Here is a 20987-nt window from a genome sequence, read left to right on the forward strand (position 1 = left end):
ATGCGTAAAGTCATTGAATATTTTATTAAGTATCACGTAGCTGTAAACGTTATCGTGTTAATGTTTGTGGTGTTTGGTATTTATGGTGCCTTGTCACTTAACTCTTCATTCTTTCCACTAGTAGATTCAAAAAATATTAATATAAGTGTTGCTTACCCAGGTGCATCTCCACAAGAGGTAGAAGAAGGTATTGTACTTAAAATAGAAGATAATCTTAAAGGATTAGATGGTGTTGAGCGTGTGACATCTACTTCACGAGAAAATAGCGGAACTATAAATGTAGAGATAGAAAAAGGGAAGGATATTGATTTTATGCTTCTTGAAGTAAAGAACGCTGTAGATCGCGTACCATCATTTCCTTCTGGTATGGAGCCTCTAGTGGTAGCAAAAGTTGAGGCTATAAGGCAAACTATATCTTTTTCTATAAGCGGAGAAAACGTATCGCTTGAGACTTTAAAACAAATAGGGCGACAGGTAGAAAATGACCTGAGGGGTATAGATGGTATTTCTCAAATAGCAGTATCTGGATATCCTGAAGAAGAGATTGAGATAGCTGTAAATGAAAACAGTTTACTTGCTTACGATTTATCTTTTGCAGATGTATCTCAGGCGGTAAGCACATCTAATATTCTCACTACAGGCGGGTCTATAAAAACAGAAGCCGAAGAGTATCTTATACGTGCAAATAATAGAGCTTACTACGGGGATGAGTTGTCTAATGTAATAGTACGATCAGACGCAAGCGGACAAACGATACGCCTTAAAGACGTGGCAGAGGTAAGAGACCGTTTTTCTGAAACACCTAATGCAAATTACTTTAATGGAAATCTTGCTGTAAATGTGACCATAACATCTACAAATACAGAAGACCTTATAGGCGCCGCAGAAAAGGCAAAAGAATATATAGAAGACTTTAATGCAAAGTATAACAATGTACAGCTAGCTGTTGTAAGTGACTTATCTATAACGCTTGTACAGCGTACTGCACTCCTTACAGAAAATGCCGTTGTAGGGATGCTCTTGGTGCTATTGTTTCTATCAGTGTTTTTAAATACACGACTAGCATTCTGGGTAGCTTTTGGACTTCCTGTGGCATTCTTAGGGATGTTTATGCTTGCAGGTTATTTTAATGTGACAATTAATGTATTATCATTATTTGGGATGATTATCGTGATAGGTATTCTGGTAGATGACGGTATTGTCATAGCAGAGAATATCTATCAACATTATGAACGTGGTAAAACCCCTATACAAGCTGCCGTAGACGGTACAATGGAAGTGTTGCCTCCTATTCTTTCGGCAATAACCACCACGATTCTGGCTTTTGGTATTTTCTTATTTTTAGATGGAAGAATAGGTGAATTTTTCGGAGAGGTTTCGGTTATAGTAATGCTCACGCTGCTTGTTTCTCTTGTAGAAGCCCTTATTATACTACCAGCTCACCTTGCACATTCTAAGGCATTGCGAGCACAAAGCAATAAGCCTAAAAAGGGAATGGCAAAGCTATTCTCAAAACTGCGTTATATTAATGAGTTTGGAGACCGTATTATGGTCTGGTTACGTGATCGCGTGTATAGCCCAGTTTTAAGGTTTGCACTTGATTATAAGTTCTTGATGTTTTCGTTTTTTATTGCATTTATTTTACTCACTTCTGGGAGTTTTGAGGCGGGTATTATACGTGGAGCGTTTTTCCCGCGTGTTGCAAGTGATAATGTGAGGATAAGTCTTGAGATGCCTAATGGTACAAATGCGGCTATTACAGATAGTATTATCTCTATGATAGAAGAAAAGGTTATAGAGACTAACAAAGAGCTAACTGAAAAGTATAAAGAAGAAATAGACGGCCCAATGTTTGAGAATATTATCAAAAACATCGGCCCAGGTACCTCTACAGCCTCTTTAAGTATAAATTTATTGCCAGGAGAAGAGCGACCTAATGAAGTGACCTCAAATGTTGTAGGTAATATGATACAAGAAAAGGTGGGACCTGTTATAGGTAAAGAAAGCCTTGTGTATGGAGGCGGAGGTAACTTTGGAGGAAGCCCAGTTGCTGTTTCTTTATTAGGTAATAATATTGCAGAGCTCAAAGCAGCAAAGGAAGAACTGAAGAAGTCACTAGAGACAAACCCGGTTTTGAAAGATATAACAGATAACGACCCTGCGGGTATCAAAGAAATTAGATTAGAGCTCAACGAGTCTGCATACTCACTAGGGCTTAATTTACAAACTGTAATGGCACAGGTACGAGCAGGATTCTTTGGGGCACAAGCACAGCGCTTTCAGAGAGGTCAAGATGAGATAAGGGTGTGGGTTCGTTATGATCGGGATAATAGATCATCTATATCTAATCTAGACGATATGCGTATCACTACGCCATCTGGAGCAAAGGTGCCTCTCAATGAGATAGCATCTTACACTATTGAGCGTGGTGATGTGGCAGTAAACCACCTCGAGGGTAGAAGAGAGATACAAATACTTGCAGATCTCAAAAACCCTAAAGAGACAAGTGCAACAGATGTAATGACAGATTTACGTGCTAACGTGATGCCAGACATATTATCTAAATATCCTACGGTAACACCTTCATATGAAGGTCAAAATAGAGAGGCAGGTAAACTTACAGACTCACTTATACCTGTAGGCCTTACAGTGCTATTACTTATTTATATAGTGATTGCATTTACCTTTAGAAGTTATAGTCAGCCGTTGATGTTATTGCTTCTTATACCATTGAGCTTACCATCCGTAGCCTGGGGGCACTGGATACACGATTTCCCGCTTAACATACTGTCTATGCTTGGTATTATAGCCTTGATAGGGATTATGGTAAATGATGGCCTGGTGCTTATAGGTAAGTTTAATACTAACCTAAGAGAAGGTATGACCTTTGAGGATGCTATTTTTGACGCTGGTCGTTCTAGATTTAGAGCTATCTTTCTTACCTCAATTACGACTATAGCAGGTCTTGCACCACTTATTTTTGAAGAGAGTAGACAAGCACAGTTCTTAATCCCAATGGCAATATCTATTGCATACGGGATAGGTTTTGCAACGGTACTTACGCTTGTAATGCTTCCTATCTTTTTATCATTCAGCAACTGGGTAAAGACCACTACAGATATGTTACAGAAGGGAAGAAAGACAGCTAGAGAAAATCAAGAGAGAGCTGTCAAGGAAATGGAAGAAGAGCACGAGAATGATAACCAAAAGCTTCAAGTTGCCTTTAAGCCTAAAACAGATGTAGCGTAAAATGAATTTGTATAAAAATCATACACCGCGAGAAATTGTTGCCGTGCTAGAGCATAGCGATAAACTTACTTACGAGGCAAAGCTCAACTTGCTAGATACTATTAGAAAGCAATCTATTGATGTTTCTACAGAAAAGCTAGAAGAGCAAATTGCCCATAAAGAAGCGGCCATCGCAAATCTTGAAAACCTAGAAGAACTAGGCTTTCATTATGAAGAAAATCAAGCAACGGGAGAGATAACACTTACACGTACGGCAAAGGCAAAAATTATGGATATTATTTCCATAGTGCTAGGTGTCTCGCTTTTACTTATGGGGCTTATCGCTTTTTGGTTACTTGTTGCCATATTTACGGGTGATAATGAGTTTGGACTTGATAAATTGTTCATATACGTCTTAGTCATCACTGTGGGGCTTGTAGGTTTTAAAATGCTTTCAGGCGTACATCGCTTTTTAGACTTTAAAGGTTTTGTACTTAAGCGCTCAGGTAACCAGGTGGTTATTAATATGGGCGGTCTTCCAGAGACGCATAGTTATGACATTCATCAGTTAGGTATTGAAGAAGATGAGGAAGAACTCATCTTTAGCTTAGGTGATATTGAACTTATTAAGGCAAATCAAGACAACCTAGTGCAGAGACGTACATTAGAGACATTACTACTTAAAATGACTGCAAACAGATGATACAATCTTTTATAAAAAGTATAGTTGCTATGGTGTTGTTTTTCGCTTTCGCGAAAGCGTATGCACAAGACCTTCCAGCACAATTGCTCACAAAAGAAGAAGCCGTGCAGATAATGCTTGAGAATAACTTTGGGATACTACTCGCAAATAATCAAGTTACCATAGCCGAAAACAATAAAAGTATATTAAATAGTGGCTACTTGCCATCCCTCACAGGTAATGCAGGTGTAAATTATAGTATAGATGATCAAGAGGCTACCTTTCAAGATGGTAATGTAAGCACTGTAGATGGAGCAGAGACCACACGTTATAACGCATCTATAAATCTTAATTATACGCTTTTTGATGGTCTAGGTAGATATTATAATTATAAAACATTAAAAGAGCAATATGGCCTCTCAAAGCTACAGGCAAGGGAGACTATAGAGAATGTAATGCTTCAATTATTCTCTGTGTATTATGAAGTGGCTCGTATTGAAGAAAATTTAGCTGTTTTAGAAACCGCTTTAGATATTTCAAAAGCTAGGGAGGTGCGTGCGCAATATCAATTTGATTATGGCCAAGTAAACAAATTAGAAGTGCTCAATGCGCAGGTAGATATTGTAACAGATAGTACAAATATTCTTAATACAAGACAACAGTTACGCAACGCTCAGCGAGATCTTAATGTAGTGCTCGCGAGAGAGCTAGAAGATTTAAAGAGTGCAGATACTACAGTTACCTTTGTAAACCCACTTGAGGTGGAAGGTTATATAAGTGAAGGTATAAGAAATAACGTGTCTATATTGCAGGCAGAGCAAAATATTACGATAAGTGATTATCAAATTAAACAAGCTAAATCTTTGCTTTTACCTACCATAGGTCTTACAGGCAGTTACGGCTGGACAGAGGGTAACTTTCCTGCTACAAATTTTCTTGCCTCAAGTACCTCTACAGGTTTTCAAACCGGCGCAACCCTACAGTGGAATCTCTTTGACGGAGGCCGCTCTATTATAGGAGTAAAAAATGCAAAGATATTTTTAGAAAATCAAAAATATACTCAAGAACAGCTGCAGCAGCAAGTACTAAGAGATATAGCAAATGCAAAAGGTGATTATCTTAATGCTCTTAAAATTTATGAACTACAAGAGCAAAATGTAATTACAAGTCAGGCTAACTTTGATAGATCGCAAGAGCGATTTAAACTTGGGCAGGTGAGTAGTGTAGAGTTTAGACAAGCTCAACTTAACTTGCTCAACGCACAAACCACTAAGAACGCCGCAAAGTACACCGCAAAGCTGGCAGAGATAACACTGCTGCAGCTCACGGGGCAACTGCTTAATGTGAAGTTCTAGGTTAATTACGCTTTCGCGAAAGCGGAACAAAAGATTACATTATGTATGAGCATTTTTTTCAATGTCCGTATTGCTGGGAAGAGGTGTCTATGTTATTAGATCCATCTGTAAGTACTACTTATGTAGAAGATTGTGAAGTGTGTTGTAATCCTATAGAGGTGCGCACTACTTTTGAAGAGCAAGAACTTGTAGGTTTTGAGGCTCGTGATATTGAACAATAAGTCGTTTCTAGCCTCTATTTTGAACATCTTGAGGTAGTATTTGAGGTTTTAATACAGTATTACCTACTCTCAATTAAATATATTCTTGCAGATATGCCTGTCTATGTGATGGTTGCAAATAATTAAAAAAATATCCTACATTTTCCTTTTATATATGACAAAAACGGTTGTATATTTGCACTCCAATTAACGCAGTACTGATGGCCTAATCAAGAAACGTGTTACTGGAACATATATCGCGGGATAGAGCAGTAGGCAGCTCGTCGGGCTCATAACCCGAAGGTCACTGGTTCGAGTCCAGTTCCCGCTACTAAGTAAAAAGTCTCAATCACAAGTTGAGACTTTTTTTATGCAATAACATTGTTGTTCTTAAGGCGCTAGATAATTTGTGATATGTAATAAATTATGAGAGCTCAAAGAATGTCAATAAAATAAAAAGTATTATGGAAATTAATCCTACCGAAATTATCGGTTATCTAGCCAGTTTATTTGTGCTGTTGTCATTTTTGTTTAAAGATATACGTACACTACGTATTGTAAACTCAGTGGGTTGTGCATTTTTTGTGGTGTATGGAGTATTGTTGTTAAGTATACCGGTAATCGTAACTAATGTTGCGATATTGCTAATAAATGGGTACTATCTTTTTATAAAAAAGCCTATTAATTAACCGCGAAAGTAGGACTTTTCGTGCCTTTTGTGCTTCATTATCAATTATTTAAATACGGATAGTGTAAGTATTTATAGGTAAATCTTGTATAATATGGTGAGTTACATTACATTCGCCAAAATTTGAAATACTGTATGAAATTAATGGAAGAAGCGGTGGCTTTTGAGAATGCTTCAATGAGCAATATGTCCACCAGTGATCGCGTTGCAGCTTCAAGAGAAGCAAAACGCCTCATTCTTGCACTGAATGAGATTTTTAAAGAGACTAAGGACTCTGAAATAATGGATGCAATGAAGCGTCTCACAGAAAAGAAAAAGAAGATCGAAAAACGCTTGAAGGGTAGACCAGATAGTATGTAAAATAAAAGAGGCCTCAGCTATGATGGTCTCTTTTTTATTTATATCATAGTCATATATATGCAGCCAGATAATTTTACAAATGAGTTTTTTGGGATAGGTATCCAGAATGGTAAAACACCAGAAAATCTTGGTGTCTTGTGGCGATCTGCTCAAAACCTAGGTGCTAGTTTCATTTTTACTATAGGTAATAGATATGCAAAGCAGGCTAGTGATACACATAATGCTGTAAGTGCGATGCCTTATTATCACTATGATAATTTTGATGACTTTTTTAACCACTTACCTAAAGGAGCTCGCATTGTAGGTGTAGAGCTAGATGAGCGTGCACAACCGCTAGAGACTTTTGAGCATCCCAGACGCTGCGTTTATTTACTAGGTGCAGAAGATCACGGCCTTACACGTGAGGCGATAGATAGATCTCACTTTCTTGTAAAATTCTCTTCCACCCTAAGCCTTAACGTCGCTGTGGCTGGGAGCATCGTGTTATATGACAGGGCGCTGGCAAAACCTAGGTCATAATTAGTACGCTTTCGCGAAAGCGTAATTCCTCCCATAACCACATATCATTTACTCAATTAATAACTCTTTATATCCATAAAGGCAAACGTACTATTTAAAGTATCTTTGCCTAAAATAAACACTATGTCGCACAAAGCCGGATTTGTAAATATTATAGGAAACCCAAATGTGGGTAAAAGTACGCTTATGAATGCCTTTGTGGGTGAGCGCCTAAGTATTATTACCTCAAAAGCACAAACTACACGTCACCGTATACTAGGTATTGTAAACGGAGAAGACTTCCAGATGATTTTGAGCGACACGCCAGGCATTATAAAGCCGGCATACGAGCTACAGGCCTCTATGATGGACTTTGTAAAAAGCGCCTTTGAAGATGCAGATGTGCTACTTTACATAGTTGAGCTAGGAGAAAAGGAGCTCAAAGACGAAGCGTTTTTTAATAAAATACGTGGTGCAAAAATTCCCGTTTTATTACTCATTAATAAAATAGACAAGGGTAATGAAGAGGTCCTAGGCGAGGCGTTAAAACTGTGGTCAGAAAAAGTGCCAAATGCTGAGGTCTTTGCCATCTCTGCACTTGAAAACTTTGGTGTGCCACAAGTGTTTAATAGAATTATAGAGCTACTACCAGAGTCTCCAGCATTTTACCCAAAGGACCAACTTACAGATAAGCCAGAGCGCTTTTTTGTGAATGAGATCATACGTGAGAAAATCTTGATGCACTACAAGAAAGAAATTCCTTATGCTGTAGAGATAGATACAGAAGACTTTTTTGAAGAAGATGAGATCATACGTATGCGCTCTGTGATTATGGTAGAGCGTGATAGCCAGAAGGGTATCATTATAGGTCATAAAGGAACTGCACTTAAGCGAGTGGGAGTAGAGGCTCGTAAGGATTTAGAAAAATTCTTTGGTAAGCAGGTGCACCTTGAGCTTTATGTAAAAGTAAATAAGAACTGGAGAAGCAGCGAGCGCCAGCTCAAGCGTTTTGGGTATAACCAGAAGTAATATAAGTACGCTTTCGCGAAAGCGTAAATCACCATCTTTTACACAATCTTCATACTAGATATTTTATCATCGTGAATAATAGAAAGCTTAAGAATAGCGAACTCAACAGAAAAACGGTTGCAGATTTTAAGGAGGCAGAAAAAACGCCACTTATTATCGTGCTAGATAACATACGTAGTCTTAATAATGTAGGCTCGGTTTTTCGTACGGCAGATGCTTTCCTGGTTGAAAAAGTGTATCTGTGTGGTATCACTGCTACACCGCCGCATCGTGATATTCAAAAAACAGCGCTTGGAGCAACAGATGCTGTAGCCTGGGAGTATGTAGAAGACTCAATCGCGCTTTCTCAAAAATTAAAAGAACAAGGTGTGAAGCTTTGTGCTATAGAGCAAGCAGAAGATGCAGTAATGCTAGATAAGTTTACTCCTGTAAAAGGCGAGAAGTATGCTGTTGTTTTTGGTAATGAAGTAAAAGGGGTACAGCAAGAGATTGTATCTTTAAGTGATACGGTACTTGAGATTCCTCAGGTGGGTACTAAGCATTCTCTTAATATTTCTGTAAGTGCGGGAGTGGTTATATGGGACATCTTCAGTAAGTTAAGAGTTTCTTAATGGGTTGTTAAAACGTTATTTAACAGTCACTTATGATTTTTACTCAATATTTTGTTTATCTTTAAAAGAAAAAAGATAAACATTATGTCAAAATTCACAATGCCCATACGTTTTGCCATCGCAATGGCAGGCGGGCTCATCGCATATTTTTTAGTACTCGCATTATTTGACCTTCATACTAACGTTATGTTCTCGCTCTTTAATGGCGTGATTGTAGGTTTTGGAATTTATGAGGTGATTAAGTACACAAAGATTAAAAACGGATCTGCTTTTAGCTACACAGACGGACTTACTAATGGAGTGGTATCTGGATTTATTGCTACAATATTATTTACGGCATTCTTTGCACTATATGCAGGTAATATAAACCCAGATTTTCTAGACGGTCTTATAGGACCTTGGGAGAAGACGTATAATACAAGTATAGGCTCTGTAATATTTACAGTTGCAATAGGAGGGTTTTCTACCGCTATATGTTTATCACTTTGTTTTATGCAGCTTTTTAAACCTAGCTGGAATACGGAGGGAACAAAGAAGGTATTACGAGAGAGAGGACCGGTTATTAGATAGTCTTCATTTAGAAAAAGGAAACTAAGAAAACCGCCATCTGGCGGTTTTCTTAGTTTTAATTAAAGGCAAAAAAAACACAATTAGCGATTGTAAATCACAAGATAAATAGTATATTTGCACCCGCTTAAACTGAGAGGTTTAGGCTTTTATTAGTGTAATAACAATATTTAATTAATCGCTATGTACGCAATTGTAGAGATAGCAGGGCAGCAATTTAAAGTTGCAAAAGACCAAAAAGTCTTTGTTAACCGCCTATCTACTGAAGAAGGAAAAAAAGTCGATTTCGACAAAGTACTTTTAGTAGGAGACGGATCTAACATCACTTTAGGCGCCCCAGCTATAGACGGAGCTCTAGTAGGAGCTAAAGTCTTAAGACACCTTAAAGGTGACAAAGTAATCGTTTTCAAAAAGAAGAGACGTAAAGGATACCGTGTTAAGAACGGACACCGCCAGTCACTTACTGAAATCGTAATTGAAAGTATCGCTACTTCTGGAGCTAAGAAAGCTGCTCCAAAAAAAGAAGCAAAAGGTGAACCTAAAGCTGCTGCTCCTGCAATGGAAGCTGCACCAAAGGCAGAAGCAAAAAAGGCTGCTCCTAAAAAAGCTGCCAAAGCTGACGATCTTAAAAAAGTGGAAGGTATCGGACCAAAAATCGCATCAACTCTTGTTGAAGCTGGTATTGATACATTTGCAAAACTTGCAAAAACTGACGCTGCTAAGATTTCTGAAATCATCGCAGGTGTACGTGGAAACCACGTAACAGACACTTGGCCAGCACAAGCACAAATGGCTGCAGATGGTAAGTGGGATGAGCTTAAAAAATGGCAAGACGAATTAGACGGTGGTAAAGCATAATTGCAATACCATCAAGTATAACTTATAAAACCGAAACAAGATGGCTCACAAAAAAGGAGTTGGTAGTTCTAAAAACGGTCGTGAATCAGAATCGAAACGCTTAGGTGTTAAGATTTTTGGAGGACAGGCTGCAATCGCAGGGAACATCATCGTACGTCAAAGAGGTAACACGCATCACCCAGGTGAAAACGTGTACGGAGGAAAAGATCACACACTTCACGCAAAAGTGGATGGTGTTGTAAAATTCCAAAAGAAAAGAGACAATAAATCTTACGTTTCTGTAGTGCCTTTTGAGGCATAAGCAACTAAGATAATTGCTATTTCATTATATAAAACCCTTACCGCAATGCGGTAAGGGTTTTTGTGGTTATACATACTTGATTTATTTTTAAGTGTTTGGTATGTTGTTTGATGCAAGACACAAAACACTCCTTATGAGAATATTACTAGCGTTTTGTTGTGCCTTTTTATTGCAATCTTGCTTTCCTGTAGCAGTGGCGCCTAACCTGAGTGAGGGTAAGGTTAAAAAAGCAAAAAAGTTTAATAGAAAACTACCCAATAGATATTCATATCTATTTACAGACCCTAAGGATGTAAATGAGTTTTATGCATATGTAAATACTAAATATGATCTCAATCATAACTATGTAGAAGATAATGTGCGCGTACTTATAAGTAACAAAGCCTACTATGTCTCATTTTATGAAGTGGGAAAGAAAACGCAAACGGTCAATTTATTGAGACCACTAGCAAATAAGTTGCTTGAAGAAAATGGTGCACCGCCCGTCTTTAATGATGATCCTTTTAGGGATTATGGTGATACCTGGTATATCGCATTACTTATAACAGATGAAGATTTTAACGACGCCTTGCATCCAGATTATAAAAATTATAAGGACATAAAACAATTTGCAGCTTCTCTACATAAAGAGTACTATAGTATGAGTAACTATAAGCAAGCTACATTTACAGTGGAGCATAACTAGCTTAGTTTACCTTGATTTTATCTGTACCTAGATAGCCATCATTTTTATTGTAATACCAAGCTCGGTCTTTAGGCATTTTTATGCATCCTATAGTGGCAAGACCAGTAAGGAGTATGTACTCACCAGTAGTCTCATCATCACCTTTAAAAAATTGATATACCTCCATTGCATACGTCTCTGGGTCAAAATAAAACTGCCACACATCTGTGCCTACATTTTTGTCATAGCGCACACGTGCTACTAGATATTCTTTTCCTTTGAAGGTGTGCTTTTTAACATCCTTCTCGATAATAGTTCCCTTATCTGTGAGCTTCATAGGTAAACCGTAGAGGTATGAGTAATAATTTCTGAACATTACTGTGCGTTCACAATCCTCATCTGCAGTGGTACTTGTTATGACCTCTCCAGCTTCGTTTGTGTATTTGCAAGCAGTGCCTAGAAGTTCTCTAAAACTTGTTTTGCCATCTTGTGTTGTAGTTACATTAAAGTACTCTCTGGGTAAATCTAGTGTAATTACACTTTTGCGATCTGGTTTATCTGGCATATCAAGTACGAGTGTAAACTCTCCAGAAAAGGTCGCCCAGTTGCTATTTGGGTCGTGGTAGGCTATAGATTTTGCCACGAGCTCTGGTCCAGATAATTGTTGTGAGTACGCTTTCGCGAAAGCGCAACAAAATAAAATAGCAATAAGCGTATAGTTTTTCATTGTGAAAGATTGAGCTATGAAGATACACATTGCTTTTTGATAACCATAACTAACTTTAGTATGGTCTTAACAGCAGTACAAAGTGATAAATTGTATCTTAAATATATGGAAGAAAAAGTAGAAGTAGCGCTAGAAGATGGAATGCTCAATCTAGAAAACAAGCAGATCCCAAAAGAAATTTATGATGAGGCAATTATTGCCTTAGAGCACTATCCAGAATTGTGGGATGCAGATATTACTTTTCAATTTAAGAACAATATAAGAAAGTCTACTATGCAGGCACAGCCTAGGTGGGCAAGCTTTTTTAAATCTAGAAAAAATAGATCTTACATTATTTTAATCTCAAGAAAGATACAAATAGATCAAGAAGAGCTTAACTTTTCTGAAGTGCCCAGCGATGTCGTAATAGGGTGGCTAGGTCACGAGCTGGGTCACGTGATGGATTATAGGGAGCGCTCTGCCTTTGGGATGCTGGTTTTTGGTGCTAAATATTTATACTCTGGTGCACATATAAAAGAAGTAGAGCGCACCGCAGATGTGTATGCAATTACCCACGGTATGGGGTCATATATTTTAAAAACAAAGAATTTTATACTAGATCACGCTCATATCTCTGAGAAGTATAAGCAACGTTTGCGTAGTTTATATATGTCGCCAGAGGAGGTGATGCACCTGCTTGAAAACAATTAAGTTATAATTGGGATTTATTGCTCATTTATAAAAGCTTCAAACTGGGCAAACTTTTCTTCTCCCATTACTTTCTCCATCTTTACCTGGCCACCTTTTTTCTTATTTGCGCCACTCCACTCGTGAAAGACATTTGGGTCTATAGTAGTCACCTTTACACCTTTTAGGGATTTGCCTCTGGCTACACCATAGTTTTTATTGGCATTTTTAAGAGATTCATCAAGAGCCTGAGCAAGATCTGTCTCGCTAGTGGTGGCTGTTGTTCCTAAATACCAGCAGTGGTAAAACTCACCATCTATTTTTTTTGCACTCAGTGTAAACTCCGGTATTTTAATGTCAAACTTTTCTTCTAAATCTCTTAGAGCATCTTCCATTTTATTTACAGAAAGTTGTGAGCCTACAACGTTAAGAAAGAATTTCGTTCGTCCGGTGATTTTAATTTCGGCTCTCTCCACATCTGTAAATGCTATGGTGTCGCCTATGAGATATCTCCACGCACCAGAGACAGTACTTATGATAAGTACATAGTCTACTCCCGTCTCTACTTCGTTAAGTGTAAGAGCAGGTGCATCTTGTGAGAGCGAGCCATCTTCATTAATATATTCAGGTTTAAATGGTACAAATTCAAAATAGACGCCGGCATCTGTGCTGAGCTTCATAGACTCGGTTTCTGGTCTGCTCTGGTACGCCATAAAACCTTCTGAAGCTAGGTAGGTGTCTATAATGGTAATGTCTCGACCTAGTAACTGTCTAAAACTTTTTTCATAGGGTTGAAAAGCTACACCTCCGCTAGTAAAGACCTGCAGGTTAGGCCAGATGTCGTGTATATTATCTACATTATGGTAGGCTATTACTTCTTTGAGCATAAGCTCCATCCAAGATGGGATGCCGCTTAAGGCTCCTATATCCCAAGACTTTGCATTTTCTGCGATGGTTTTAACACGCTCATCCCAGTTGTCTATTTTTGCTATTTCTTCTCCAGGTTTATAAAAACCTTTAAACCAGAAGGGGATATTGCTAGCTGTGATACCGCTTATTTCTCCCTCAAGAAACTCGTCATTTTCGGCGAGGTCTGTAGAGCTTCCTAGTGCCATAACCTCTTTGTCAAAAAAGTCTGTAGGTAAGTCATAATGTGCCAGCGCAGATACTTGTGCGATACTAGTCGTTCTTATAGCTGCTACCATATCTTCGGTTACAGGTATGCGTTTACTAGTTTTACCTGTAGTCCCACTTGATAATGCAAAATAATGGGGCTTACCAGGCCAGGTGATATTTTCTAGGCCTTCCTTGATGCGTTTCCACCACATATCATTCATTTGATTATAGTCGTGGTAGGGTATTGCTTTTTTGTAAGCCTCGCCCACATTATCTTCTTCTAGAATTTTTGAAAAGCCGTAATAGATGCCAAAGGATGTATCCTTTGCTGTGTCGAGCATTGTACGTAACACGTTCTCTTGCTCTTCAACTGGGTTTGAGCTGGTGGTGAGTGTGTCTTTAAGATCAATTGCACCTTTTATGATAGAACCTAGAATAGCCATATGAGTTGGTTTTTTACAAATATGTTAAATAAACCCGCTTAACTAACTGTCTTTAACCCAATCTTAAGGAACAATTATGAAAAATATAGGAGCTTTGTTGTGGAGATAATTACGCTTTCGCGAAAGCGTAAAAAAACCATCTCACACTTATCTCCTATTTGAGGTATAAACAATTGTATTGATAATCTATAATGCCTTTGCCTGCGTTTAAAACATCTGCACCCAGAATACCGTGTACAGGTGATGCATTGTGAGCGATTAATGCGGTATTTACGTGTGACATGTCAAAGAGAACGATATCAAGTTTTTTATACTGCCACTTTTGGATTTTTAAGAAATTATTGCGAGAGAGTTTGGTCTCCATACCTGTTGCTCCCGCGCCTGCAGCTAGTACCTCACTATCTTCTTGTAATAAGCCAAAAAGATCTGCGTGGCTAAAATCTATACAAGAACTAGAGGCGCCAGTATCTAGTATAAAAGACCCTTCTACACCATTAATTTTTGCCTTCATCTCGAGGTGATTTGTTACGGTAGGAAACAGCCGTGAGCGGCAATAACCTTTTGATAATAAAAACTGGCGTAGTGAGGGCATATGGTATGTGATTTCTATCAAAAATAATACAATCGTTTGTACACCGCGTGGCAACTAAATGATTTTTGAAAAAAGAGGCAAAATCATTTTACTTCCTTCTCGTGGCAAAGTACTTTTGTCATCTATGACTTTTACAGATACACATACCCATTTATACAGTGAGTCTTTTGACGAAGATCAAGCAGAGATGATACAGCGCGCCATAGATGCTGGCGTGACTCGTTTTTTTATACCAGCAATAGACTCGGCATATACAGAGCGTATGTATGCGCTAGAAAAGGCACATCCAGATGCCGTGTACCTTATGATGGGATTACATCCCACTCACGTAAAAGAAAACTATGAAGAAGAACTTGCTCACATAGAAGCGCAGTTTGCAACACGTGACTTTTATGCGGTAGGGGAGATAGGGATTGATTTGTACTGGGATAAGTCTACTCTAGCGATACAACAAGATGCATTTACTAGACAGATCCAACTAGCAAAAAAATATAAAAAACCCATAGTGATACACTGTCGTGAGGCTTTTGACGAGGTTTTTGAAATATTGGAATGTGAGAAGGGTGATGATCTTTTTGGGATTTTTCATTGTTTTACGGGCACAAAAGAACAAGCCGAAAAAGCGATAAGCTACAATATGAAGTTGGGTATAGGAGGTGTAGCGACCTTTAAAAATGGTAAGATAGATCAGTTTCTTGCAGAAATACCGCTGGAGCATATAGTGCTAGAGACAGACGCTCCTTACTTAAGTCCCGTACCATATCGCGGTAAGAGAAATGAGAGTAGCTACTTAGTGCTCGTGGCAGAAAAGCTAGCGACTATTTATCAAAAACCGCTAGACGAGATTGCTGCTATTACCAGTAAAAATGCAGATAACATTTTTTTTACAAAGCACGCATAGTATCTTATTGTAAATAGGTAACTCAGGCATAAAATATTTTGTTCTTTTGTGGGGACCAATCCAAACTAAATTGAACAGATACGATCACATACGCCCATACCACGACCAGGAGGTTAATGAGGCACTTTTAAGAGCAGCCAGACACCCTATGTTTAGAGTGTTATTACAATTTACATTTCCAGATTTCTCGCAAGAGCAAATTCTAGAAGTGCTTAAAACGTGTCACTCTATTGCAGATTTTCAAGAGAAGGTGATTTATAAGTCTGTGAGTAACCTACTTGACAAAAGCTCAGAAGGGTTTAGTCAAAGTGGTTTTAGTGCGCTTTCGCGAAAGCAATCTTACCTCTATTTATCAAATCATCGTGATATTGTCTTAGATACGTCATTACTCAATATGACGCTTATAGATCATAAACTTATCACCACAGCCTCTGCTATAGGTGATAATCTGGTGCAAAAAGATTTCTTAATGGAGTTGTCTAAACTTAATAGAAACTTTTTAGTCTTAAGAGATCAGTCGCCTAGGGAGTTGCTTATGAGTTCTAAGCTGCTTTCTAATTATATTAAATTTTTACTACAGTCTAATAGATCTGTATGGGTAGCACAGCGAGAGGGAAGAACAAAAGATGGTCTTGATAAAACGCAGCAGGGTGTTCTTAAAATGATTACGATGGCTCGTGGTAAGACACCGCTTATGACTTACCTGCGAGAGTTGAGCGTCATAGGTGTGGCAATATCTTATGAGTATGATCCTACAGATATATTAAAAGTGCCAGAAATTGTTGCCAAAAGAGAGAACCTACCTTACATAAAAACCGCAAATGAAGATTTTAATAGCATACTTAAAGGAGCGCTAGGCAATAAACGTAACATTCACATAGCCGCATCACCGTTGCCAGAAAAGGTATATGATGATATTGAAGACAAATATGATAGTGACAATGAGAAGTTACAAGCCTTAGCTAGTGAGTTAGATAAAGTAATCTGGAAGAATTATAAGCTCTGGCCTACAAACTACATCGCTTATGATCTTTATCATAAAATAGATAAGTATAAGGACAAATATGATACTAAGGAACTGCGTCATTTCGAGCGTAGGCTAGAAGTACGTGTTGATTTGTCTAAGCAAATGGAAGTAGACAGCTTCTTATTAATGTACGCAAACCCCGTATTGCAAGCCGAAAAGTTATGAGTAAAGCAAAAATCCTTTTAATATACACTGGTGGTACCATAGGTATGATTAAAGACTATGAGACGGGAGCGCTCAAAGCCTTTGATTTTGATGAGCTACTAGATAAAATACCAGAGCTACGGTTACTGGATTGTGAGATAAGCACCGCCTCTTTTGAGACCGTAATAGACTCGTCTAATATGAATCCTGCATACTGGAATCAATTATGTGATTTTATAGAGCAAGGTTATGATGCATATGATGGCTTTGTAGTCTTGCACGGGAGTGACACGATGAGTTATAGCGCGTCTGCAGTGAGTTTTATGCTAGAGAATTTAAGTAAACCCGTTGTATTTACAGGTTCGCAGTTGCCTATAGGTGACTTACGCACAGATGCAAAAGAGAATCTTATAACAGCCGTACAGGTAGCTGCCTTAAGAAAAAGGAATAGGCCACTCATAACCGAAGTATGTTTGTATTTTGAGTATAAGCTTTACAGGGCAAACCGTACATCAAAAATAAGTGCAGAAAATTTTGAGGCCTTCACTTCGCCTAACCATCCGGAGCTTTTAACCTCAGGTGTGCATCTCACAATTAATGAAGACGCTCTCTGGAAACCTAATAAAAAGCAACTCAAGGTTCATAAAAAACTAGTTACAGAAGTCTTGCTGCTTAAGATATATCCAGGTATCTCGCAGTGCCTTGTAGAAGCAATGCTTAATGTGCCTTGCGTGCGAGGTGTGGTGTTAGAAACTTTTGGAGCCGGTAATACTACCACAGAGCAGTGGTTTATAGATGCACTTAAGGCAACTATAAAGAGGGGGGTGCCTTTAGTAAATGTGACACAATGTATCTCAGGCAGTGTTCATATGGGTAATTATGAAACCAGCGTCGCCCTTAAAAAAATGGGAGTTATTAATGGAGGCGATATCACCTCTGAAGCCGCAATAGCAAAAATGATGTACCTCTTAGGACAAAATTTAGGGCCAAAAGTTTTCAAAACAGTTTTTGAAACATCACTGCGTGGGGAGATGTCATAATTATGAGTTAAACCTTGAGTGCCCCGAGGTTTTTTTGTTAATTCGCACTCCTTAATATATAGCGATTGTTTTTAGTACGCTTTCGCGAAAATTAATAATAGAAAGGTGGCCGAGTGGCTTAAGGCGCACGCTTGGAAAGCGTGTATACGGAAACGTATCGAGGGTTCGAATCCCTTCCTTTCTGCGATAACCTCTTGAACCCCATTGGTTATAGGGGTTCTTGATTTGAGGGGCATAAAAAGGGGCATAAAAAAAATTTAACTTGCAACTCAAAACAGGCTAGCTTAACCAAATTCGTCGTTAAAGGCACTTACATTTTCCTAAGTTTTAAATTACTTTGTTAGAGGTGGGCTGTCTAACGATCATAGTGCAATTGCATTACCTTAATATGTAGCAATGTTGTAATTGTATTATAACATTTAAAATACCCCCGGTTGAAGTCTTTGGTGTTGAACCTTAGCTCTATAATATTTTAACAGAATTGTCTAACAGGGTTTCTTTGTTTTGGAGTGGTGTAGGAGTTAGGTTGATTAGTTATCACCATTAACATATTACTAAACTGTTAATTAATAAAGCAATACAACTGGCGTTTGTTAAAATGTTGATTGCTTCTAGTAAAAAAATAGCTTGCTATGCTAATATTCCCCTTTTACTTTGCTATACTTGCTGATTCTACGAGTAATATACTTGGGTTATTACTTGTACTAAACTTTGTGAAGTAAATATTTGGTATCTGTTTTACACATTCACTGTATGATTTAGTAATTACATACTAAATTAATTGTAAATAAAATAAGACGATGCTTTTTTATATTTGTTACACATAATCTAATTAATTACTATATTTAACCCTTTACTAATTTAAACTTTAAGATCAAGAGCAATGAAAAAATTATTCTCTATCATGGCAGTTGCCGCTGTAGTAGTGTTAAGCACATTTACCGCTAACGCAAGCAACGCACAAACAACACTTCCAGTACAGATTCAACAAATAGTTGCAAATGTAGATGCTGGTTCTTCTTTTCAAGATGACACAGCAGCAGAGGAACTTTCTTTTACACAAGATTTGAAAAAACGATTTATAGAAGGAGGCCCTGGATTTATGGGAATTGTACTTTTATGTTTAATATTAGGTCTTGCAATTGCAATTGAGCGTATTATATATTTAAACTTAGCCTCTACTAACACAAAGAAACTTCAGCAAGAAGTAGAAGATGCACTTAACAGTGGTGGAATAGAAGCAGCAAAAGAGGTATGTCGTAACACAAAAGGGCCAGTAGCATCTATATACTACCAAGGTCTTGATAGAGTAGACGAAGGTCTTGACTCTGCAGAAAAAGCTGTAGTAGCTTACGGAGGTGTTCAAATGGGACAACTTGAGAAAAACGTATCTTGGGTATCATTATTTATCGCTCTTGCACCTATGCTTGGGTTTATGGGTACGGTAATCGGGATGATTCAAGCCTTTGATAAAATTGAAGCAGCTGGAGATATGAACCCTGCACTTGTTGCCGGAGGTATTAAAGTAGCACTTCTTACAACAGTATTTGGACTGATTGTGGCTATTATTCTTCAAATATTCTATAACTATATTATTGCAAAAATTGACAGTATCGTAAACGATATGGAAGATGCATCTATCACATTGATGGATATGCTTGTACGTTACAAGAAGTAATATATAGTAATCTTAAAAATTCATACATATTATGGGATTACATAAAATTTTAAAATTCATTGTAGCTATCGTAGGTATTGCAGCATTAGTTGTTGCAGGTATGGTATGGGCAAACAATGATGCCATCGTAGGTGGTGATTCACAGAACCTTGTTGATATTATGATCCTCCTTGCGTGGGTGGTAATTGGTATCGCTTTAGTACTCGTAGTAATCTTTGTTCTCAAAGGTCTATTCTCGGGTAATGCAAAAAATACACTTGTAGGAGCAGGAGCTTTCTTACTTATTGTTGCAATTTCTTATTTCGCTGCAAGCGGAGCAGAAGAAGTGCCAATGAAAGACGGAGAAGTTCTTTCTGCTAGTGGTTCACAGTGGGTAAGTGCTGGTATCAATGCATTCTTTATTCTTGCAGCAATTGCAATTATACTTATGCTAGTGTCAGGAGCTAAGAAACTTGTAAATAAATAATTATGGCTAGGAGAAATGCACCAGAAATTAATGCAGGGTCTATGGCAGACATCGCATTCTTACTACTTATCTTCTTCTTGGTAACAACTACCATTGAGAAAGATAGAGGTCTAGTAAGAGCGCTACCGCCAGAGCAGCCTGAAAATGTGGAGCCTCCTATCATTAAAGAAAAAAACCTTTTTGTAGTTATCGTAAATAAAAACGATGAACTCTTGGTAGAAGATAAGCCTATGGAGATGAAAGATCTTCAAGAGGCAGCTATCGCCTTCTTAGATAATGGAGGAGTGCCAAAGGGGCAAGAAGGGTATTGTGATTACTGTCAAGGAGAGCGTGACCCTAGTTCGTCAGACTTTCCAGACAAGGCTATTGTAACTGTAAAAAATGATCGTGAGACTTCTTACGAGACATATATTACAGTGCAAAACGAGCTTGTAGGAGCATACAATTTCTTACGTGATAGAGAGTCACAACGTCTATATGGCTGGAAGTTTACAGAAGTAAAGAAAGCTATAGACGAAGGAGTTTATAAAGGAAACGAAGAGAGTGCAAAAGAAAAACTTGATGTTATCAAGAAAATGTACCCTCAGAAACTTTCTGAGATAGATCCTCAATCATAAGTAGAATCATAAAATAAAAGTATTATGTCAAAATTTAGAAAAGGTGGAGCCAAAGAAGTGCCGGCGGTAAACACGGCTTCCCTACCAGATATCGTATTTATGTTATTATTCTTCTTTATGGTGGCAACAGTTTTACGTAAAAATGACGTAAAAGTGGCGCAGATTTTACCAGCAGCAGATCAAACTGAGAAGCTACAGAAGGACAGAAGTGTATACATCTTTGGAGGGAAACCTGGAGAGGGTTATAAGCAGTTCGGTACAGAAGGTAAAATTCAAATAGGAGACAAATTCGTAAATATAAACGAAGTACAGCCTGCTATTCTTGAAGAACGTGAGAAGCTTAGAGATGAGCTTAAAGATAGAGTAATGGTAGCCTTTAAAGTAGATAAGGAAACTAACTCTGGTCTTGTGTATGACGTAAAGCAAGAATTAAGACAAGCTAATATGTTAAAAGTGATTTACATCACTACTCAAACTGAAGACGCTGTAAGTCAGTAGTCGATAGTTAAATTAGTAAAAAAACACCTTG

24 protein-coding genes and 2 tRNA genes are annotated in these 20987 nt (G+C 38.0%); 23 read left to right on the plus strand and 3 right to left on the minus strand.

The features are described 5' to 3' along the window. The 14 genes from ABVM49_RS07645 (at position 1) to ABVM49_RS07710 (ending at position 11062) form a co-directional block, all read left to right on the plus strand. Positions 1-3249, plus strand: coding sequence for an efflux RND transporter permease subunit (locus ABVM49_RS07645; protein ID WP_405201384.1), 3249 nt, complete (start codon positions 1-3; stop codon positions 3247-3249). A gap of 1 nt (position 3250) precedes the next feature. After that, positions 3251-3931 (plus strand): hypothetical protein, encoded by a 681-nt coding sequence (locus ABVM49_RS07650; RefSeq protein WP_405201385.1) that lies wholly within the window; start codon positions 3251-3253, stop codon positions 3929-3931. Beyond that, positions 3928-5265: a TolC family protein gene (locus tag ABVM49_RS07655; protein WP_405201386.1), complete on the plus strand. Its 1338-nt coding sequence runs from the start codon at positions 3928-3930 to the stop codon at positions 5263-5265. Before ABVM49_RS07650 ends, ABVM49_RS07655 begins: the two co-directional genes overlap by 4 nt. 41 nt (positions 5266-5306) lie before the next feature. Next, entirely contained in the window at positions 5307-5486 is a 180-nt protein-coding gene (locus tag ABVM49_RS07660) for a CPXCG motif-containing cysteine-rich protein (RefSeq protein WP_405201387.1), read from the plus strand. Positions 5487-5723: 237 nt separating this feature from the next. After that, positions 5724-5796 (plus strand) — tRNA-Met (locus tag ABVM49_RS07665). A 133-nt stretch (positions 5797-5929) separates the two neighbouring features. Further along, the gene (locus ABVM49_RS07670) at positions 5930-6154 is read left to right on the plus strand and encodes a uroporphyrinogen decarboxylase (RefSeq protein WP_405201388.1); all 225 of its coding nucleotides are present in this window, start codon (positions 5930-5932) and stop codon (positions 6152-6154) included. Positions 6155-6288: 134 nt separating this feature from the next. Next, positions 6289-6513 carry a hypothetical protein gene (locus ABVM49_RS07675; RefSeq protein WP_013751231.1) on the plus strand — a complete coding sequence of 75 codons (225 nt, stop codon included), beginning with the start codon at positions 6289-6291 and terminating at the stop codon, positions 6511-6513. A 57-nt stretch (positions 6514-6570) separates the two neighbouring features. Further along, positions 6571-7032 (plus strand): RNA methyltransferase, encoded by a 462-nt coding sequence (locus ABVM49_RS07680; protein ID WP_035325387.1) that lies wholly within the window; start codon positions 6571-6573, stop codon positions 7030-7032. A 123-nt stretch (positions 7033-7155) separates the two neighbouring features. After that, entirely contained in the window at positions 7156-8040 is an 885-nt protein-coding gene (era, locus tag ABVM49_RS07685; RefSeq protein ID WP_035325386.1) for a GTPase Era, read from the plus strand. A 71-nt stretch (positions 8041-8111) separates the two neighbouring features. Then, entirely contained in the window at positions 8112-8651 is a 540-nt protein-coding gene (locus tag ABVM49_RS07690) for an RNA methyltransferase (RefSeq protein WP_405201389.1), read from the plus strand. Positions 8652-8735: 84 nt separating this feature from the next. Next, positions 8736-9221 (plus strand): DUF4199 domain-containing protein, encoded by a 486-nt coding sequence (locus ABVM49_RS07695; protein WP_405201390.1) that lies wholly within the window; start codon positions 8736-8738, stop codon positions 9219-9221. A 180-nt stretch (positions 9222-9401) separates the two neighbouring features. Then, on the plus strand, positions 9402-10076 hold the full coding sequence (gene rplU / locus ABVM49_RS07700) for a 50S ribosomal protein L21 (protein ID WP_405201391.1): 675 nt from the start codon (positions 9402-9404) through the stop codon (positions 10074-10076). Positions 10077-10116: 40 nt separating this feature from the next. Beyond that, complete coding sequence (gene rpmA, locus ABVM49_RS07705) at positions 10117-10377, plus strand: 50S ribosomal protein L27 (protein ID WP_021778263.1); 261 nt, start codon at positions 10117-10119, stop codon at positions 10375-10377. A gap of 133 nt (positions 10378-10510) precedes the next feature. Beyond that, on the plus strand, positions 10511-11062 hold the full coding sequence (locus ABVM49_RS07710) for a hypothetical protein (RefSeq protein ID WP_405201392.1): 552 nt from the start codon (positions 10511-10513) through the stop codon (positions 11060-11062). 1 nt (position 11063) lies between these two features. On the opposite strand, the gene ABVM49_RS07715 is transcribed toward ABVM49_RS07710, so the two are convergent. After that, the gene (locus tag ABVM49_RS07715; RefSeq protein ID WP_405201393.1) at positions 11064-11768 is read right to left on the minus strand and encodes a DUF6503 family protein; all 705 of its coding nucleotides are present in this window, start codon (positions 11766-11768) and stop codon (positions 11064-11066) included. A gap of 60 nt (positions 11769-11828) precedes the next feature. On the opposite strand from ABVM49_RS07715, the gene ABVM49_RS07720 reads away from it, so the two are divergent. Further along, entirely contained in the window at positions 11829-12458 is a 630-nt protein-coding gene (locus ABVM49_RS07720; RefSeq protein WP_405201394.1) for a hypothetical protein, read from the plus strand. 14 nt (positions 12459-12472) lie between these two features. On the opposite strand, the gene ABVM49_RS07725 is transcribed toward ABVM49_RS07720, so the two are convergent. Together ABVM49_RS07725 and ABVM49_RS07730 are read right to left on the minus strand one after the other, a co-directional pair. After that, on the minus strand, positions 12473-13993 hold the full coding sequence (locus ABVM49_RS07725; RefSeq protein WP_405201395.1) for a GH3 auxin-responsive promoter family protein: 1521 nt from the start codon (positions 13991-13993) through the stop codon (positions 12473-12475). Between the two features lie 154 nt (positions 13994-14147). After that, complete coding sequence (locus ABVM49_RS07730; RefSeq protein ID WP_405201396.1) at positions 14148-14585, minus strand: retropepsin-like aspartic protease; 438 nt, start codon at positions 14583-14585, stop codon at positions 14148-14150. 124 nt (positions 14586-14709) lie between these two features. Here ABVM49_RS07730 and ABVM49_RS07735 point away from each other — a divergent pair, with 124 nt between their 5' ends. The 8 genes from ABVM49_RS07735 to ABVM49_RS07770 all read left to right on the plus strand — a co-directional run bounded on the left by ABVM49_RS07735 (position 14710) and on the right by ABVM49_RS07770 (position 20956). Then, complete coding sequence (locus ABVM49_RS07735) at positions 14710-15486, plus strand: TatD family hydrolase (protein WP_405203664.1); 777 nt, start codon at positions 14710-14712, stop codon at positions 15484-15486. A 70-nt stretch (positions 15487-15556) separates the two neighbouring features. After that, entirely contained in the window at positions 15557-16678 is a 1122-nt protein-coding gene (locus ABVM49_RS07740) for a 1-acyl-sn-glycerol-3-phosphate acyltransferase (protein WP_405201397.1), read from the plus strand. Next, positions 16675-17697 carry an asparaginase gene (locus tag ABVM49_RS07745; protein WP_405201398.1) on the plus strand — a complete coding sequence of 341 codons (1023 nt, stop codon included), beginning with the start codon at positions 16675-16677 and terminating at the stop codon, positions 17695-17697. The genes ABVM49_RS07740 and ABVM49_RS07745 overlap by 4 nt, the downstream gene beginning before the upstream one ends. A gap of 99 nt (positions 17698-17796) precedes the next feature. Further along, positions 17797-17881: transfer RNA gene (locus tag ABVM49_RS07750), tRNA-Ser, on the plus strand. A gap of 699 nt (positions 17882-18580) precedes the next feature. After that, positions 18581-19375, plus strand: a complete 795-nt coding sequence (locus ABVM49_RS07755) for a MotA/TolQ/ExbB proton channel family protein (protein ID WP_405201399.1) — start codon at positions 18581-18583, stop codon at positions 19373-19375. 31 nt (positions 19376-19406) lie between these two features. Further along, complete coding sequence (locus tag ABVM49_RS07760; protein WP_375252080.1) at positions 19407-19841, plus strand: hypothetical protein; 435 nt, start codon at positions 19407-19409, stop codon at positions 19839-19841. 2 nt (positions 19842-19843) lie between these two features. Then, positions 19844-20458 (plus strand): ExbD/TolR family protein, encoded by a 615-nt coding sequence (locus ABVM49_RS07765; protein WP_375252079.1) that lies wholly within the window; start codon positions 19844-19846, stop codon positions 20456-20458. A 24-nt stretch (positions 20459-20482) separates the two neighbouring features. Then, the gene (locus ABVM49_RS07770; protein WP_405201400.1) at positions 20483-20956 is read left to right on the plus strand and encodes an ExbD/TolR family protein; all 474 of its coding nucleotides are present in this window, start codon (positions 20483-20485) and stop codon (positions 20954-20956) included. The last annotated feature ends 31 nt before the right edge of the window (positions 20957-20987 follow it).

Origin of the sequence: Dokdonia sp. LLG6352-1 (assembly GCF_045055815.1) — a bacterium.
Taxonomy (GTDB): domain Bacteria; phylum Bacteroidota; class Bacteroidia; order Flavobacteriales; family Flavobacteriaceae; genus Dokdonia; species Dokdonia donghaensis.